We start from the raw sequence: 15,291 nt of genomic DNA on the forward strand, positions 1-15,291 counted from the left end.
GATGGGCGCCGAGGCCACGGCCGCCGTCGTCATCGAGGGCGTATCGCACCGCTACGGCAAGACCGTGGCGCTCGACGACGTCTCGTTGCGCCTGCCGGCCGGCCGCAGCATCGGCCTGATCGGACCCGACGGCGTGGGCAAGTCCACGCTGCTGTCGCTCATCGCGGGCGTCAAGCGCCTGCAGACCGGCACGGTGCAGGTGCTGGGCGGCGACGTCGGCGACCGCCGCTTTCGCAACGACCTGGCCGCGCGGCTGGCCTTCATGCCGCAGGGCCTGGGCCGCAACCTCTATCCCACGCTGTCGGTGCAGGAAAACGTCGATTTCTTCGCGCGCCTCTACGGCCTGTCGCAGGCGCAGCGCCGCGCGCGCATCGAGCGGCTGTTCCGCGCGACCGGGCTGGCGCCGTTCACGGACCGCCCGGCCGGCAAGCTGTCCGGCGGCATGAAGCAGAAGCTCAGCCTGTGCTGCGCGCTGGTGCACAACCCGGAGCTGCTGGTGCTCGACGAGCCCACCACCGGCGTGGATCCGCTGTCGCGGCGCCAGTTCTGGGCATTGGTGGACGCGCTGCGCGCGGAGATGCCGGGGATGACCGTGGTGGTCGCCACCGCCTACATGGAGGAGGCGCAGCGCTTCGATCATCTGGTCGCGCTGGACGCCGGCCGGCTGCTGGTGAGCGATGCCACCGCGGCCGTCATGCAGCGCGCCGGCACGGCCACCCTGGAGCAGGCCTACATCGACCTGCTGCCGGCCAATCGCCGCGGCGAGGGCGGCGAGCTCGTGATCCCGCCGCGTCCGCCCGCCGACGGGCCGCCCGCCATCGAGGCGCACGACCTGACGCGCCGCTTCGGCGACTTCGTTGCCGTGGACAAGGTGAACTTCCGCATCGAGCGCGGCGAGATCTTCGGCTTTCTCGGCTCGAACGGCTGCGGCAAGACCACCACCATGAAGATGCTCACCGGCCTGCTCGACGCCTCGTCCGGCACCGCCGAGCTGCTGGGGCATCCCATCGATGCGAGCGACGTGGCGACCCGCATGCGGGTCGGCTACATGTCGCAGTCGTTCTCGCTCTACGAAGAGCTCACGGTGCGCAGGAACCTCGACCTGCATGCGCGGCTCTACCGCATGGAGGGCCGGCGCGCGCGCGAGGCGGTGAGCGATGCCCTGACGCGGTTCGAGCTCGCCGAGGTGGCCGACACCCGGCCCGCCAGCCTCTCGCTCGGCATGCGCCAGCGCCTGCAGCTGGCCGCGGCCTGCCTGCACGGCCCCGAGGTCCTGATCCTCGACGAGCCCACCTCCGGCGTCGACCCCGCCGCGCGCGACATGTTCTGGCGTCATCTGATCCGCCTGTCGCGCGAGTCGCGCGTCACGATCTTCGTGTCCACCCACTTCATGAACGAGGCGCAGCGCTGCGACCGCATCTCCTTCATGCATCGCGGCCGCGTGCTGGCCGTGGGCACGCCCGAGGAGCTGCGCGAGCGCCAGCATGCGCCCACGCTGGAGGAGGCCTTCGTCACCTATCTCGAGCAGGAAGACCCCGAGCAGAAGACCAACACCGCCACGCCGCAGGCGGCCGGCGCGCTGGCCGAGGCGCCCGCGCCCGCCGGCGCGGCGGGCGGGCTGCGCGGCTGGCTGCGCCGCACCTGGGCCTTCGCGCTGCGCGAGGCGATCGAGCTGCAGCGCGATCGCATGCGGCTCGCCTTCGCCCTGTTCGGCCCGGTGGTGCTGCTGTGCATCGCCGCCTGGAGCGTGTCGTTCGACGTGGAGAACATCCGCTACGCCGCGTTGGACCGCGACCAGACACGCGAGAGCCGCCAGCTGCTGGAGCATTTCTCGGGTTCGCGCTACTTCAACGAGCAGGCGCCGCTCTACAGCACGGCCGAGCTCGAGCGGCGGCTGCGCTCGGCCGAGGCCAAGCTGGTGATCGACGTGCCGCCCGGCTACGGCCGCGACCTGCTGGCCGGGCGCCAGCCCGAGGTGGGCTTCTACATCGACGGCGCGTCGCCGTTCACGGCCGAGAACATCCGCGGCTACGTCACCGGCATCATGCTCGAATACGCCCGCGCGCGCGCCGCCGACGATCCGCGCGTCACCGGCAACGTCGTCATGCCGGCCGACGTGGCCTCGCGCTTCACCTTCAACCAGGAGTTCCGCAGCATCTACGCCATCACGCCGGGCATGCTGATGCTGGCGATGATCCTGATCCCCACCATGCTGACCGCGCTCGGCGTGGTGCGCGAGAAGGAGATGGGCTCGATCACCAATCTCTACGCCTCGCCGGCCAGCGTGGGCCAGTACCTGCTCGGCAAGCAGCTGCCCTATGTGGTGCTGGCCATGCTGAGCTATCTGTCGCTGGTGTTCCTCAGCATCGTGCTGCTCGGCGTGCCGCTGCGCGGCTCGTTCCTGAGCCTGAGCCTGGGCGCGCTGCTGTTCGTGCTGGCCGCCACCGCGCTCGGCCTGTTCATGTCGACGCTGGTGCGCTCGCAGGTGGCCGCGATCTTCGGCACCGCCATCCTCTGCCTGATCCCGTCGGTCAACTTCTCCGGCCTGCTGTATCCGGTGTCCACGCTCACCGGCAGCAGCTACTGGGTCGGCGTGGGCTTTCCGTCGTCGTGGTTCCAGTCGATCAGCCTGGGCGGCTTCACCAAGAGCCTGGACTGGCGCAGCTTCGGCACGATGTACCTGGCGCTCACCGGCTTCGCGCTGGTGTATCTCGGCATGGCGCGCCTGCTTTTGCGCAAGCAGGAGGCCTGAGATGGTGCAATGGCTGCGCAACGTGATCCGGCTCTGCGGCAAGGAGTTCTACTCGCTCGGGCGCGACGTGACGCTGCTGCTCCTGATCGCCTATGCCTTCTCGGCCGCGATCTATTCGGTGGCCGAGGGCGTGAAGGCCGAAGTCTCGAACGCCACCGTGGCCATCGTCGACGCCGACCGCTCGGAGCTCACGCTGCGGCTGCGCGACGCGATCCAGCCGCCGTACTTCAAGACGCCGGTCGACATCCGCCGCAACCAGGTCGACCCCGGGCTCGAGAGCGGCCGCTACATCTTCGTGATCGAGTTCCCGCCCAATTTCGAGCGCGACGTGCTGGCCGCGCGCGGCCCCACCGTGCAGCTGCTGATCGATGCCACCGCCATGACGCAGGCCGGGCTGGGCGCGGCCTATCTCGACGAGATCTTCGCGCGCGAGATCCTGGATTTCCTGAAGGTGCGCGGCATCGAGTCGCGGCTGCCGGTGGTGCCGGTCACGCGCACGCTGTTCAACCCGAACGGCCAGTCGGCCTGGTTCACCTCGGTGATGCAGATCGTGACCAACGTCACCGTGCTGGCCATCATCCTGGTGGGCGCCGCGGTGATCCGCGAACGCGAGCACGGCACCATCGAACACCTGCTGGTGATGCCGGTGCGCGCCAGCGAGATCGCGATGGCCAAGGTCCTGGCCAACGGCGCCGTCATCCTGCTGGCCGGCATGCTGTCGCTGCGGCTGGTGGTGCATCACGGCCTCGACATTCCGCTCGCCGGCTCGCAGCTGCTGTTCATGGCGGGGCTGGCGCTCTACCTGTTCGCCGTCACCGCGCTGGGCATGCTGCTGGCGACCATGGCGCCCACCATGCCGCAGTTCGGCCTGCTCGCCGTGCCGGTGTACGTCGTGGCCTATCTGCTCTCCGGCGCGGCCACGCCCGTCGAGAGCATGCCCGCGCTGATGCAGCGCATCGTTCCCATCCTGCCCACCACGCAGTTCGTGCAGCTGGCTCAGGCCATCCTGTACCGCGGCGCGGGCTTCGATGTGGTCTGGCCGCAGTTCGCCGCCATCGGCGTGTGCGGCGCCCTGTTTCTTGCGCTGGCGCTGGGACGCTTTCGTTCCATGCTGGCCCGTCAAGGTTGAACCCGATGACCGTACTGTCGCTACTCCTCGCACGCGCCGCCCGCTGGCGGCTGCGTCCCGTGCCGCTCGCGCTGGTGCTGGCGCTGTCCGCATGCTCGACCGTGGACGTGGACGTGCCGGAGGCGCGCAAGGCGCCCGCGCGCTTCGACCAGGTGCCGGACGGCGCGCCGATCGATGCGGCCGCACTCGATCAGTGGTGGCTGGGCTGGAACGATCCGGTACTGACCGAACTCATCGAACAGGGCCTGGCCGAGAACAGCGACATCCGCATTGCCCAGGCGCGGCTGGAAGAGGCGCGCGGCATGGCCGGCGTGGTCGATTCGGCGCTCTATCCGCAGATCGGCGCCAGCGGCATGGCCCAGCGCGGCAAGATGGAGATCCGCAAGCCCGCCGGCCTGCCGGAAGATACGACCATGATCACCAGCTACCTCGGCGGCTTCACCGCGAGCTGGGAGGTCGACGTGTTCGGCGGCCGCCGCAGCGATTCGGCGGCCGCGGCGTCGGCCGCGCAGGCGCGCCAGGAGGCGCTGTATGGTGCGCGCCTGACCGTGGCGGGCGACATCGCGCGCAACTACCACGAGGCGCGCGGCATCGCGCAGCGGCTCAAGGTGCTCGACCGCAGCATCGCGGCCACCGAGAGGCTGCGCCGCTACGCGCTGGGCCGCTACGACGCGGGACAGGCGACGCGCTACGAGGTCGGCCGCGCCACCGCGCAGGCCGATGCGATCAAGGCGCAGCGGCCGCTGCTGACGAGCGAGTACGACATCCGGGTGCGGCGCATCGCGGTGCTCACCGGCCGCACGCCGCAGTCGCTCGCCTACCTGCCCGCCGTGCCGGCCTCCGCGGCCACGCCCGCGCCGCCGGCCGGCATGCTGCCCTCCGACGTGCTGGCGCGCAGGCCCGACGTGCGGGGCCGCGCCGACATGGTGAATTCGTACGCCGCGCGGCTGGGCAGCGCCAAGGCCGATCTGCTGCCGCGCTTCTTCCTCAACTTCATGCTGCAGGACGGCCGCGTCGACTTCAGCACTCTCGGCGCGCTGCAGGGCACGGCCGGGCTGCTCGGCGCGGGCGTGACCCTGCCGATCTTCACGGCCGGCCGCATCAAGTCCAACATCGCGGCCTCCGACGCGCGTCTGCGCGAGGCGCTGGCGAGCTACGATCGCAGCATCCTCGATGCGCTCGAAGACGTCGACAACGCCTACGGCATGCGGCGCGGGCTCGACGAGCGCGAGCGCCTGCTCGTCACCGCCAGCGAGTCGGCCGCCGACAATGCGCGCCAGGCCGGCCGGCTATATGATGCTGGCAGGCAGACCCTGCAGGACGTGCTCGACGCGCAACTCGATGCGCTGCGGCGCGAGGATGAATTGGCGCAGGTGCGCATGGCGCAGGCCAATGCCACGGTGCGGTTGTTCCAGTCGTTGGGAGGCGGCTGGCCGGCCAGCGCCGCCAACACGGCGCCCGACCCGGCACGGGACGGGGCGGTGCCGGATCGACCAGGAGAATAACGAGATGCATCCGAACACCAACACCATGCTGATCATCGTCAGCGTCGCGGTCGCATTGATGCTGGCAGGCTTCGGCCTGCGCGACCGCAACCTCGGCCTGCTCCTGATGGGCATCGGCCTGATCGTGGCCATCGCCACGATCGTCTACAAGGCCTACATCACCTTCAGCTCGTTCTACTGACCTCCCGGTCGGTATGTTGCGGGCGCAACGATTGCGGCCGCAACCGCCAAGTCCGGCCGCCGGGTCAGGGCAGGTCGCGCGCCATGTACACCGCGCCGGCGCCGTATTGCGCCAGTTTCGCGCGCAGCGCCGCGGAATCCGGCTCGCGCCGGTAGCCCCGCCGCTCCCAATAGCCCACCGCGGATGCCAGCGACACCAGCGCCGCGCGCGCCAGGCCGAGCTCGCGCGCGCTGCGTGCGCTGTCCTCGAGCAGCGCGGCCGCCACCCCCAGCCCCTGCGCCGACGGCGCCACCGCGCAGTCGTGCACGAACCAGGTCGAGGCCGGCGCGGGCAGGGCGGCGAGCGGCTGGTCGAGCGCGGCCGGCAGGCCGGCATCCCAGGGGTAGGCGATCAGATAGCCGAACAGCGCACCCTCGTGCTCCGCGACGCGGCAGGTGTGCGGCGCGAGCATCTGGCGGTTGGCGAAGAAGGCCGCCGCCTCGAGCAGGTCGGCGGGATAGACCTGCGCCTGGATCCGCACGACCGCCGCGACGTCGGCGGCCAGCATGGGGCGGATGCGATAGGGCACTGGCATGAAAACGTCTCCTGAATCGGGCGCCAGTTTAGCTGGCTGTCAGGATTTGAGAGCAGGCCAATCCTATTTTCGCGAGCCAACGCGGGTTTGATGAAAATTCAACGCGGGCACTTTCATACTGCGTTCCAGTTCAATCCTGATCGTGCCCGTCATGAAGACCGACACCCGCGCCGACACCCCCGTTTCCCTCGCCCTGCCGTCCCGCGCCGCCGCCGTCGGCCTGCCGCGTCCGGCCGACCCGCGGCTCGCCGCCCGGCTGAGCGTGATCGTGCCCTGCCTCAACGAGGCCGACAATCTGCGCGAGCTGCTGCCCGCGCTGCGGGCCCGCCTCGATGGCCTGTGCCGCGAGTGGGAGGTCATCGTGGTCGACGACGGCAGCACCGACGCCACGCCCGCGCTCATGCAGGAGTGGTCGCTGCTCGACGGCTACCGCTACGTGCAGCTGTCGCGCAACTTCGGCAAGGAGGCGGCGCTGAGCGCCGGCCTCGAGGCCGCGGATGGCGACGCCGTGATCTGCCTCGATGCCGACATGCAGCATCCGCCCGCGCTGATCGACGAGATGGTGCGCCGCTGGCGCGCGGGCGCCGACATGGTCTATGCCGTGCGCGCCGACCGCGCCGACGAGACCTGGTTCAAGCGCGCCGGCACCCGACTGTTCTACCGCCTCATGACCGGCGCGGGCCGGCCCGAGGTACCCGCCGGCGCGGGCGACTTCCGCCTGATGGACCGGCGCGTGGTCGAGGCCCTGGTCGCGCTGCCGGAGCGCACGCGCTTCATGAAGGGCCTGTACGCCTGGGTCGGCTTCCGGGCCGAGCCCTTGCCCTACACGCCCGCCACGCGCATGCACGGCCGCACCCACTATCGGCCCTGGCGCCTGGTCCGCCTGGCGCTCGACGGCCTCACCGCGTTCACCACCTGGCCGCTGCGTGCGGTCAGCCTGGTCGGCGTGCTGTTCGCCGTCTTCGCCCTGGGCTACGCGTTGTGGCTGGTGCTGGATTATCTGCACAGCGGCAATCCGGTCTCCGGCTGGACCACCATCGTCACCGCGCTGTTCTTCTTCGCCGGCGTGAACCTCGTGTCGCTCGGCGTGGTGGGTGAATACGTGGCGCGCATCTTCGATGAGGTGAAGGGCCGTCCGCTCTACCTGACGCGGCAGCGCCGCGGCCGCGCCAAGCGCGCCAGCCGGGCGTCCGCACGATGATGACCTCGCTGACGGGCGGGACGCGCGACGCGTTCCGCGCCTGGTCCGGCGTCTGGGTGCTGGGGCTGGCCTTGCTCTGGCTGGTCTGCCTTTCCTGGGCGCGCGTGCTGACGCTGCCCGATGAAGGCCGCTACGTGGGCGTGGCGTGGGAGATGCTGCGCAGCCATTCCTGGCTGGTGCCGCGCATCGACGGCATGCCGTATTTCCACAAGCCGCCGCTGTTCTACTGGCTCACGCAGGGCAGCCTGGCGTTGTTCGGCCTGCACGCATGGGCCGCGCGCCTGCCCTCGCTGCTGGCCGCCTGGGCGCTCGTGGCCGGTGTCTACGCCTTCGTGCGGGCGCAACGCGGCGAGCAGCAGGCCGCGCTCGCCGTCACCGTGCTGGTCACCCTGCCGCTCTTCTACGGTGGCGCGCAGTTCGCCAATCTCGACATGCTGGTGGCGAGCCTGATCGGCCTCACCGTGCTGGCCGGCGCCACCGTCGTCCTGCGGGCGGCGCGCGGCGAGCCCGCCCGGGGCATGGCGCTGGCCACCGCGGCGCTGGCCGCGCTGGCCGTGCTGGCGAAGGGGCTGATCGGCATCGTGCTGCCCGGCGCGATCCTGGCCCTGTGGCTGGTCCTGCGCCGCGACGGGCGCGGCCTGCGCGCGCTGCTCTGGTGGCCGGCCATCGTGGTGTTCCTCGCGATCGCATTGCCGTGGTTCGTGCTGATGCAGCTGCGCTATCCGGGCTTCTTCCACTACTTCTTCGTCTACCAGCACTTCGAGCGCTTCGCCGCGAGCGGCTTCAACAACAGCCAGCCGTTCTGGTTCTACCTGCCGGTGGTGGCCGGGCTGGCGCTGCCCTGGTCGCTCTGGGCCGGCGGCGCGCTGCGCCGCAGCTTCTGGCGCGAATCGGGCCCGGGCGGGGTGCGCGTGCTGTACCTGGTCTGGCTGGCGGTCGTGATCGGTTTCTTCTCGCTGCCGCAGTCCAAGCTGATCGGATATGTGCTGCCCGCGCTGGCGCCGCTGGCGCTGTTGATGGCGGACGTCATCACCGCCGCGCATGCGGCGCGCGCCGACGCCCGCGTCGCCCGGCTGTTCCAGGTGTCGCTGCTCGCGGCCGCCGGCATCTGCGTCGTCGCGGTGGGCGTGGCCGCAATGAACCCGCGCGACAGCGCCGCCCGGCTGGGCGCGCAGGTGCGCAGCGCGGCGGGCCCGCAGGATCTGCAGGTGGCGCTGCACAGCTTCCCGTTCGACCTGGGCTTCTACACGGCCTCGCGCGAGCCGGTGCGGGTGATCGACGACTGGGCCAACCCCGAGATTCCCACGCGTGACAACTGGCGCAAGGAGCTCTACGACGCCGCGCAGTTCGAGCCGCAGGTGGGCGCCCGCGTGCTGCTGGGCGCGGACGCCTTCACGCAGACGCTGTGCGCCGCGCCCGCCGGCCAGGTGTATTGGATATGGGGACGTGACAGCGACCAGGGCGCCTATGCCGTGTTGCGCGGGCTGGCGCCCACGCTGGTGCAGGATCGGCGCCGCGTCTGGCGCGTGGAGGCGGGCTCGGCGTTCAGCGCGCAGCTGTGTGGGCAAAGGCCCACAGCCGGCTCGCCAGGAACGTCAGGCACGCCAGCGCAATGAGGATGAGGGCCAGCAGCAGATCGTAGGGCAGGTCGGTCGCGTGCAGCAGCCAGGCATACGCGGCCTCGTTCACGACGAATCCCGCGGCTGAAACCAGAAAGAAACGACGCGCTGCTAAGGTCCAGTTGCGGCTCAGGTGGCGGAAGGTGAGACGGTAATGGCCCGTGAACGACACCACGAAGGCAATCAGCCACCCCGCGAGGTTTGCCAGGAGCGGGGCGGCGCCGAGCGCCTCGACGCAGCCGACGGCCACCAGCCAGTGCGTGGCGGCGGCGGCGCAGCCCACGAAAACGAACCAACCGAGCTGGCGCAGCAAGACACGCATGGTGATGTGATGGACACTCAGGAAACAGACTTCTTCGGACGGCGGATCGCCGTGTGCGGCGACGATTTTGGCATGAATCATGCCGTCGATGGTGCCATGCTGCAGCTGGTCGACCTCGGCCGCATGAGCGCGGTGAGCTGCCTCGCCACCGGGCCCGCGTTCGCCGCTCATGCGGCCGAACTGCAGCGTCGCGACGTCGACATCGGCCTGCACCTGAACCTCACCGAATCGCTGTGCGCGGCCGACGGCGAGATGCCGGCGTTGCACACGTTGCTGGTGCGGGCCTGGCGCGGCCAGCTCGAGCCCGGCTGGGTCGAAGGGCAGATCGCGCGCCAGCTCGATGCCTTCGAGGCGCACATGGGCCGCGCGCCCGACTACGTCGATGGCCACCAGCACGTGCATCAGTTTCCCGGCGTGCTGCAGCCGCTGCTGCGCCAGTTGCGCCAGCGCTACGGCCTGTATCGGCCGTGGCTGCGCAATACCGCGCCGGGCCTGCTCGCGGGCGTGCCGCTGGCCGATGCGGCCAAAGCGCGCTTCATCGGCCTGCTGGGGTCGCGCGCGCTGCGCGCCGCCGCGCAGACCGAGGGCTGGCGCACCAATCGCCGTCTGCTCGGCGTGTACGGCCTGGAGGGCGGCGCGCGCGCCTACGCGGATCGGCTGCATTGCTGGCTGTTCAACGCGGCCGACGGCGACCTGCTGATGTGCCACCCGGCCTTGCCCGGCCGCGATCCGATGGCGCATGCGCGGCAGCGCGCCGCCGAGTTCGAGGTGCTGCGCAACACCGAGCTGAGCGGCTGGATGGGGGCCAACGGCCTGGCCGTGCGGCGCCTGTCGCAGCTGGGCGCCCTGCGCGACACGGCGGAATCGGTTAACTTTGACGCCGTCGCACCCGCCGGAAGACTCCGGCATCTCGTCAGCCGTTCATGATTCACCCCCCGGATACCGCCGCCGTCCCTCCCGCCACGCCGCCCCGCAAGACGCTCACCGAGCGCTTTCTGCACGCCTTTTTCTTCGAGGTGATCGCGATCGTGATGAGCGCGCCGGTGGCCGCCTGGGCCATGGACAAGCCGGTGTTCGACATGGGCGTGCTGACCGGGGTGATCGCCTTGATCGCCCTGTTCTGGAACATGGTCTACAACGCCGGCTTCGAGCGCGTCGAGCGCCGTTTCGGCCTGGCGCGCACGCTGCCGGTGCGGGTGGTTCACGCCTGTGGCTTCGAGGTGGGGCTGGTGCTGATCGTCGTCCCGCTGGCCGCGGGGTGGCTGTCGATCGGCTGGTGGGCGGCGTTCATGCTCGACCTGGGCTTTCTGATGTTCTACCTGCCCTACGCCTTCTTCTACAACCTCGCCTACGACCGCCTGCGCGCGCTGGTGGGGCCGCGCGCCGGCCCTGCAGCGCGCCTGAGCCGGTTCAGTCGGGCAGCGCCGCATTGAGCGTGGGCGCCTTCCAGGCCCGGCCCGCGTCGTCGACGAACTCGCGCACCGCCTTTTCGTAGGCCATCCCGCTCCTGACCGCGCCGGAGTGCGAGGCGCCGTCGATCTTCACCAGCCGGCGCAGCCCGGGATCCACCTTCACCGCCGCGGCGTAGAGCTCGTCGCTCATGGTGTGCGGCACCACCCGGTCGGCCGTGCCGTGCACCAGCAGCAGGGGCTTGTTCAGCGTCGCCAGCTTGGCGACCGAGTCGAACGGCTGGGTGATCAGCAGCGAGGCGCCCGGCAGGCCGCCGTATTTCATCGTGGCCATCATGGCCGCCACGCTGGTGAAGCTCGATTCCACGATCAGGCCGGCGAAATCGGGCAGGTCCGGCCGATGCGCCAGGTCGATCGCGATGGCGCCGCCCAGGCTGTGGCCGTAGACGAAGCGGCGCGATGCATTGGGCTGGCGCCGCGCCAATTCGCGCAGCGCCGTGGCGGCGTCGTGAAAGGCCGACTCTTCGGAGGGCAGCCGCGGCGAGGATTCGCCGAAGCCGCGGTAATCGATCGCCAGCACCGAGTAGCCCATGCGGGTCCAGCCTTCCATGCGGAAGGCGCTGCCGTTCAGGTTCCAGCGCGCGCCGTGCAGATACAGCACCGTGGGCGCGTCCGGCAGCGGGCTCTGCCAGTACCAGGCGCGGATCGCTTCGCCATCGGCCACCGGCAGGTCGAACACCTCCGTGCCGGTGGGCGGCTCGCGCCACCAGCGTTGCTGGTCGTGTTCGGGCGAAAAAATGGCCTGACGCTGCCAGGCGTCGAGCTCGGAGCAGCCGACGAACCCCGCGGCGATCAGCAGGCCGGCGCCGGCGATGCGGCGCGAGGTACGGTTGAGGATAGCCATGCAGCCTCAGACCGGTTCCGAGCGCCCGGGTTCCCGCAGCGCGCGGCGAAGGATTCGGGGCCGGATCGTCAGGACGCCATCAGCTCGAGCGCCACCGGATACAGCGAGGCCACCAGCAGGAGCGCCATGGTCCAGTTGAACAGCCTGACCGCGCCAGGGCGGTGCAGCAGGCGCCGCAGCGCCACGCCGAACACCACCCAGATGCCGATGCTCGGCAGATTGACGATGCCGCACACCACGGCCGCCACCATCAGGTTGGCGAAGAAACCTTGCTGCGGCGTGTAGGTCGCGATCACGCCGATCGCCATCACCCAGGCCTTAGGGTTGATCCATTGGAACAGCGCGGCCTGCGTGAAGGTGAAGGGCTTGCCGCGCTGTGCGCCGTCCTGCATCGGGCCCGACCGCGCGATCTTGCAGGCCAGGTAGAGCAGATAGAGCGCGCCGCCATACTTGAGCACCGTGTAGAGCCAGGGCGCGTGGGTGAACAGCGCGCCCAGGCCCAGGCCGGTCAGCACCATGAGCAGCACGAAGCCGATCGACACGCCCAGCATGTGCGGAATGCTGCGGCGAAAGCCGAAGGTCAGGCCCGACGACGCCAGCATGACGTTGTTGGGGCCGGGGGTGATCGAGGCCACCAGCGCGAAGGCCGCGAGCGGACCGAGCAGGGGCAGGGAAAGCATCGGGATCGAATCGAACATGGCGGGGTCCTCAGCGCGTGGCAACCAGGGCGCGGCGGCCGCCCGCGATCACCGCGATCACGGCGATGGCGAACACGAAGGTCATGGGTTCGACCGCCTCGTCGAACAGCAGGGCGGCGGCCAGCACCGTGAGGAAGGGCTGCAACAGCTGCACCTGGCCCACGCGCGCGATGCCGCCCGCCGCGAGGCCGCGATACCAGGCGAAGAAGCCCAGGAACATCGAGCCGAAGGCCAAATAGGCGAAGGCGCCCACCGCCTTGGCCGAGGGGGTGGGGGCGCTGGCGGCCAGCCACAGCACCGGGCCCGCGATGATGGGCACGCTCACCACCAGCGCCCAGCAGATCGTGCGCCAGCCGCCCAGCGTGCGCGAGGCGCGCGCGCCCTCGGCGTAGCCCAGCCCGCCCAGCGCGACGGCCACCAGCAGCCACAGGTCGCCCAGCTGCAGCGCGCCGTGCCCCTGGCGCAGCGCGTAACCCATCACCAGCACCGCGCCCAGCAGGGCCCAGAGCCAGAATGCCGGCGAGGGCCGCTCGCCCGTGCGCCACGCCGCGAATGCCGCCGTCGACAGCGGCAGCAGGCCGTTGAACACCGCGCCGTGCGACGAGGACACGCTGGACATCGCGAGCGTGGACGCCAGCGGCCAGCCGATCACGATGCCGGCCGCGGCCAGGATCACGCCGCTCCATTCGCGGCCGGCCGGGCGGCGGCTGCGCGTCGCCAGGAGCAGCAGCGCGGCGGGCACGGCGGCGACCAGCGCCCGTCCCAGGCCGACGAGCAGGGGTGTCAGTTCGGCGATCGCCACCCGGGTCATGGGCAGGGTCAGCGAAAACACCAGCACGCCGAGCAGGCCGTAGGCATAGCCTTCGACCAGGGTCGACGAGGGGGAGAGAGCGGGGGACGGATAGGGGGCGGAGCGCATGGAACACCAAAGTGGAGACCGGCACTTGCCAGTCGCGGATCTGCCTGTCACTCTACGCACAGTTGGCAGTACAGTACCGATACACTTGGGCAGTTCAATTTGAAGACTGGCCCGGTCAATCCACCAATACAGTGCGTTCCCATGCTGCAGACCTCCGATTCGCTTTCTCCCCAGCCCTGGCAGCCCGTGCGCGAGGCAGACCAGACCCTGGTCGTGCAACTGGCCGACGACCTGGCGCGCCGCATCGACGAGCAGGGCCTGCGGCCCGGCACGCGCCTGCCCTCGATCCGGCGCATGGCCGAGCAGGCCAACGTGAGCCGCTTCACGGTGGTGGAGGCCTACGACCGGCTGGTGGCGCGCGGCCTGGTGCAGTCGCGCCGGGGCGCGGGGTTCTTCGTGCGGGCGCGCAGCGGCCAGCTCGCGGCCGCCGCCACGCCGAGCACGAACATGGTCGCGCCCGCCGCGCGGGTCGACGTGATCTGGCTCTTGCGCAACATGTTCCGCGACGGCCCGCCCGACGCGCCCGGGGGCGCCGGCCTGCTGCCGCCCGAGTGGCTCGATCCCGAGCTGGTGGCCGGCGCGATCCGCGCGGTGGGCCGCTCGGCCCGCGCCAACCTGCTGTCCTACGGCCGGCCGCAGGGCTATGCGCCCTTGCGCCAGCAGCTCGCCGCCATGCTGCAGGGCGAGGGCGTGCCCGCCCATCCCGAACGCAATCTGCTCACCACCAACGGCGTCACCCACGGCCTCGACCTGGTCGCGCGCCACCTGATCCGGCCGGGCGACACGGTGCTGGTCGAAGACCCCGCCTGGTTCGTGATCTTCGGCCGGCTCACGGCCTTCGGCGCGCGCGTGATCGGCGTGCCGCGCGGCCCCGAGGGCCCCGACCTGGCGCTGCTCGACCGCATGGCCGCGGAGCACAAGCCGCGGCTGTTCATCATCAACGCCTCGGTGCACAACCCCACCGGCCACACCCTTTCCGCCGGCGCCGCCTACGACATTCTGCGACTGGCCGAGAAGCACGATTTCCTGGTCGTCGAAGACGACACCTACTCGGCCCTGCACCCGGGCGGCGCGATGAAGCTGGCCGCGCTCGATCGCCTGAACCGCGTGATCCTGGTGGGCGGCTTTTCCAAGACGCTGGCCGCGAGCCTGCGCGTGGGCTATCTGGCCGCGCATGCCGACATCCTCGAACAGCTCACGCACCTGAAGATGCTGGCCGGCCTGACCTCGCCCGAGCTGGGCGAACGCGTGGTGCATCGCGTGCTGGTCGAGGGGCAGTACCGGCGCCACGTGGAGCGCGTGCGTGCCCGGGTCGACGAGGCGCGGCGTCGTTGCAGCCGCGCCCTCACCGATCTCGGCATGACCGTGCCGCACGAGCCGCAGGCCGGCATGTTCGTGTGGGCCGACTGCGGCCGCGATTCCGAGACGGTGGCGCGCGCGGCGGCCGACCGCGGCATGCTGCTGGCGCCCGGCACGCTGTTTTCGCCGAGCCAGGCGCCCTCGACCATGCTGCGTTTCTCTGTGCCCATGATCGAGAATCCGAAATCGTTCGAGGTGCTCGCCGAGCTGCTGCAGGCGGCCGGCGGCGCGGGGGTGGCTGCGCGCGGCGCGAACTGAATATACTTCGAGGGTTGCGCGCCGCCTCCGGCGCCTCTCGAAGGAATACGCCATGTCCGCTCCGATCCGACCCCTCACCGAAAACTTCGCCGTGGCTCCGCAGCTCGGCCCCGGCGACATGGCCGACGTGGCCGCGGCCGGCTACAAGAGCGTCATCATCAACCGCCCCGATTTCGAGGGCGGCCCCGACCAGCCCACCGCCGCCGACGTGTCCAAGGCCGCCGCCGCCGCGGGCCTGTCGATCGAATACCAGCCCGTGGTCGGCAGCGCCATGACCGCCGCCGACGTGGCCCGCTTCGCCGAGCTGCTCAAGACCCTGCCCGGTCCCGTGCTGGCCTATTGCCGCACCGGCACGCGCTGCACCAACCTGTTCGTGGCCGCCCAGCAGCTGGGTTGATGGCGATCAACCCCCCCTACCAAGGCATAGGTCTGCTGCCCGGTTTTTTCCGGTAGCATGTAAT

At 70.7% G+C, this 15,291-nt stretch carries 15 protein-coding genes; 10 read left to right on the forward strand and 5 right to left on the reverse strand.

The window, feature by feature from the left end:
• Position 1: 1 nt before the first annotated feature.
• The 4 genes from rbbA to CEG14_RS03570 are packed head-to-tail and all read left to right on the forward strand — an operon-like array spanning position 2 to position 5,567.
• Positions 2-2,752: a ribosome-associated ATPase/putative transporter RbbA gene (gene rbbA / locus CEG14_RS03555; RefSeq protein ID WP_094824960.1), complete on the forward strand. Its 2,751-nt coding sequence runs from the start codon at positions 2-4 to the stop codon at positions 2,750-2,752.
• A 1-nt stretch (position 2,753) separates the two neighbouring features.
• Entirely contained in the window at positions 2,754-3,881 is a 1,128-nt protein-coding gene (locus CEG14_RS03560) for an ABC transporter permease (RefSeq protein WP_094824961.1), read from the forward strand.
• Positions 3,882-3,886: 5 nt separating this feature from the next.
• Positions 3,887-5,386: an efflux transporter outer membrane subunit gene (locus CEG14_RS03565; RefSeq protein WP_094824962.1), complete on the forward strand. Its 1,500-nt coding sequence runs from the start codon at positions 3,887-3,889 to the stop codon at positions 5,384-5,386.
• Positions 5,387-5,390: 4 nt separating this feature from the next.
• Positions 5,391-5,567 (forward strand): hypothetical protein, encoded by a 177-nt coding sequence (locus CEG14_RS03570; RefSeq protein ID WP_094824963.1) that lies wholly within the window; start codon positions 5,391-5,393, stop codon positions 5,565-5,567.
• Positions 5,568-5,631: 64 nt separating this feature from the next.
• Here the strand turns inward: CEG14_RS03570 and CEG14_RS03575 are convergent, their stop codons facing one another.
• Positions 5,632-6,141, reverse strand: a complete 510-nt coding sequence (locus CEG14_RS03575) for a GNAT family N-acetyltransferase (RefSeq protein ID WP_094824964.1) — start codon at positions 6,139-6,141, stop codon at positions 5,632-5,634.
• A 151-nt stretch (positions 6,142-6,292) separates the two neighbouring features.
• Here CEG14_RS03575 and CEG14_RS03580 point away from each other — a divergent pair, with 151 nt between their 5' ends.
• Positions 6,293-7,342, forward strand: a complete 1,050-nt coding sequence (locus CEG14_RS03580) for a glycosyltransferase family 2 protein (RefSeq protein ID WP_094824965.1) — start codon at positions 6,293-6,295, stop codon at positions 7,340-7,342.
• Positions 7,342-8,958, forward strand: coding sequence for an ArnT family glycosyltransferase (locus tag CEG14_RS03585; RefSeq protein WP_094824966.1), 1,617 nt, complete (start codon positions 7,342-7,344; stop codon positions 8,956-8,958). Before CEG14_RS03580 ends, CEG14_RS03585 begins: the two co-directional genes overlap by 1 nt.
• On the opposite strand, the gene CEG14_RS03590 is transcribed toward CEG14_RS03585, so the two are convergent.
• Positions 8,888-9,283, reverse strand: coding sequence for a GtrA family protein (locus tag CEG14_RS03590; protein ID WP_094824967.1), 396 nt, complete (start codon positions 9,281-9,283; stop codon positions 8,888-8,890). The genes CEG14_RS03585 and CEG14_RS03590 overlap by 71 nt on opposite strands.
• A gap of 72 nt (positions 9,284-9,355) precedes the next feature.
• On the opposite strand from CEG14_RS03590, the gene CEG14_RS03595 reads away from it, so the two are divergent.
• A complete protein-coding gene (locus CEG14_RS03595; protein WP_256985567.1) occupies positions 9,356-10,210 on the forward strand; it encodes a ChbG/HpnK family deacetylase in 855 nt (284 codons plus the stop codon).
• The gene (locus tag CEG14_RS03600) at positions 10,207-10,716 is read left to right on the forward strand and encodes a multidrug/biocide efflux PACE transporter (protein ID WP_094824969.1); all 510 of its coding nucleotides are present in this window, start codon (positions 10,207-10,209) and stop codon (positions 10,714-10,716) included. Before CEG14_RS03595 ends, CEG14_RS03600 begins: the two co-directional genes overlap by 4 nt.
• Here the strand turns inward: CEG14_RS03600 and CEG14_RS03605 are convergent.
• The 3 genes from CEG14_RS03605 to CEG14_RS03615 all read right to left on the reverse strand — a co-directional run bounded on the left by CEG14_RS03605 (position 10,694) and on the right by CEG14_RS03615 (position 13,213).
• Positions 10,694-11,596, reverse strand: a complete 903-nt coding sequence (locus tag CEG14_RS03605; RefSeq protein WP_094824970.1) for an alpha/beta hydrolase — start codon at positions 11,594-11,596, stop codon at positions 10,694-10,696. The genes CEG14_RS03600 and CEG14_RS03605 overlap by 23 nt on opposite strands.
• Before the next feature lie 68 nt (positions 11,597-11,664).
• Complete coding sequence (locus CEG14_RS03610; protein ID WP_094824971.1) at positions 11,665-12,294, reverse strand: LysE family translocator; 630 nt, start codon at positions 12,292-12,294, stop codon at positions 11,665-11,667.
• A gap of 10 nt (positions 12,295-12,304) precedes the next feature.
• The gene (locus CEG14_RS03615) at positions 12,305-13,213 is read right to left on the reverse strand and encodes a DMT family transporter (protein ID WP_094824972.1); all 909 of its coding nucleotides are present in this window, start codon (positions 13,211-13,213) and stop codon (positions 12,305-12,307) included.
• Positions 13,214-13,399: 186 nt separating this feature from the next.
• Between CEG14_RS03615 and CEG14_RS03620 the strand changes: the two genes are divergently transcribed.
• Together CEG14_RS03620 and CEG14_RS03625 are read left to right on the forward strand one after the other, a co-directional pair.
• Complete coding sequence (locus CEG14_RS03620) at positions 13,400-14,830, forward strand: aminotransferase-like domain-containing protein (RefSeq protein WP_094825271.1); 1,431 nt, start codon at positions 13,400-13,402, stop codon at positions 14,828-14,830.
• A 52-nt stretch (positions 14,831-14,882) separates the two neighbouring features.
• Entirely contained in the window at positions 14,883-15,227 is a 345-nt protein-coding gene (locus CEG14_RS03625; protein ID WP_094824973.1) for a TIGR01244 family sulfur transferase, read from the forward strand.
• Positions 15,228-15,291 lie beyond the last annotated feature (64 nt).

It is taken from the genome of Bordetella genomosp. 1 (assembly GCF_002261335.1).
In the GTDB taxonomy this organism is placed as follows: domain Bacteria; phylum Pseudomonadota; class Gammaproteobacteria; order Burkholderiales; family Burkholderiaceae_B; genus Bordetella.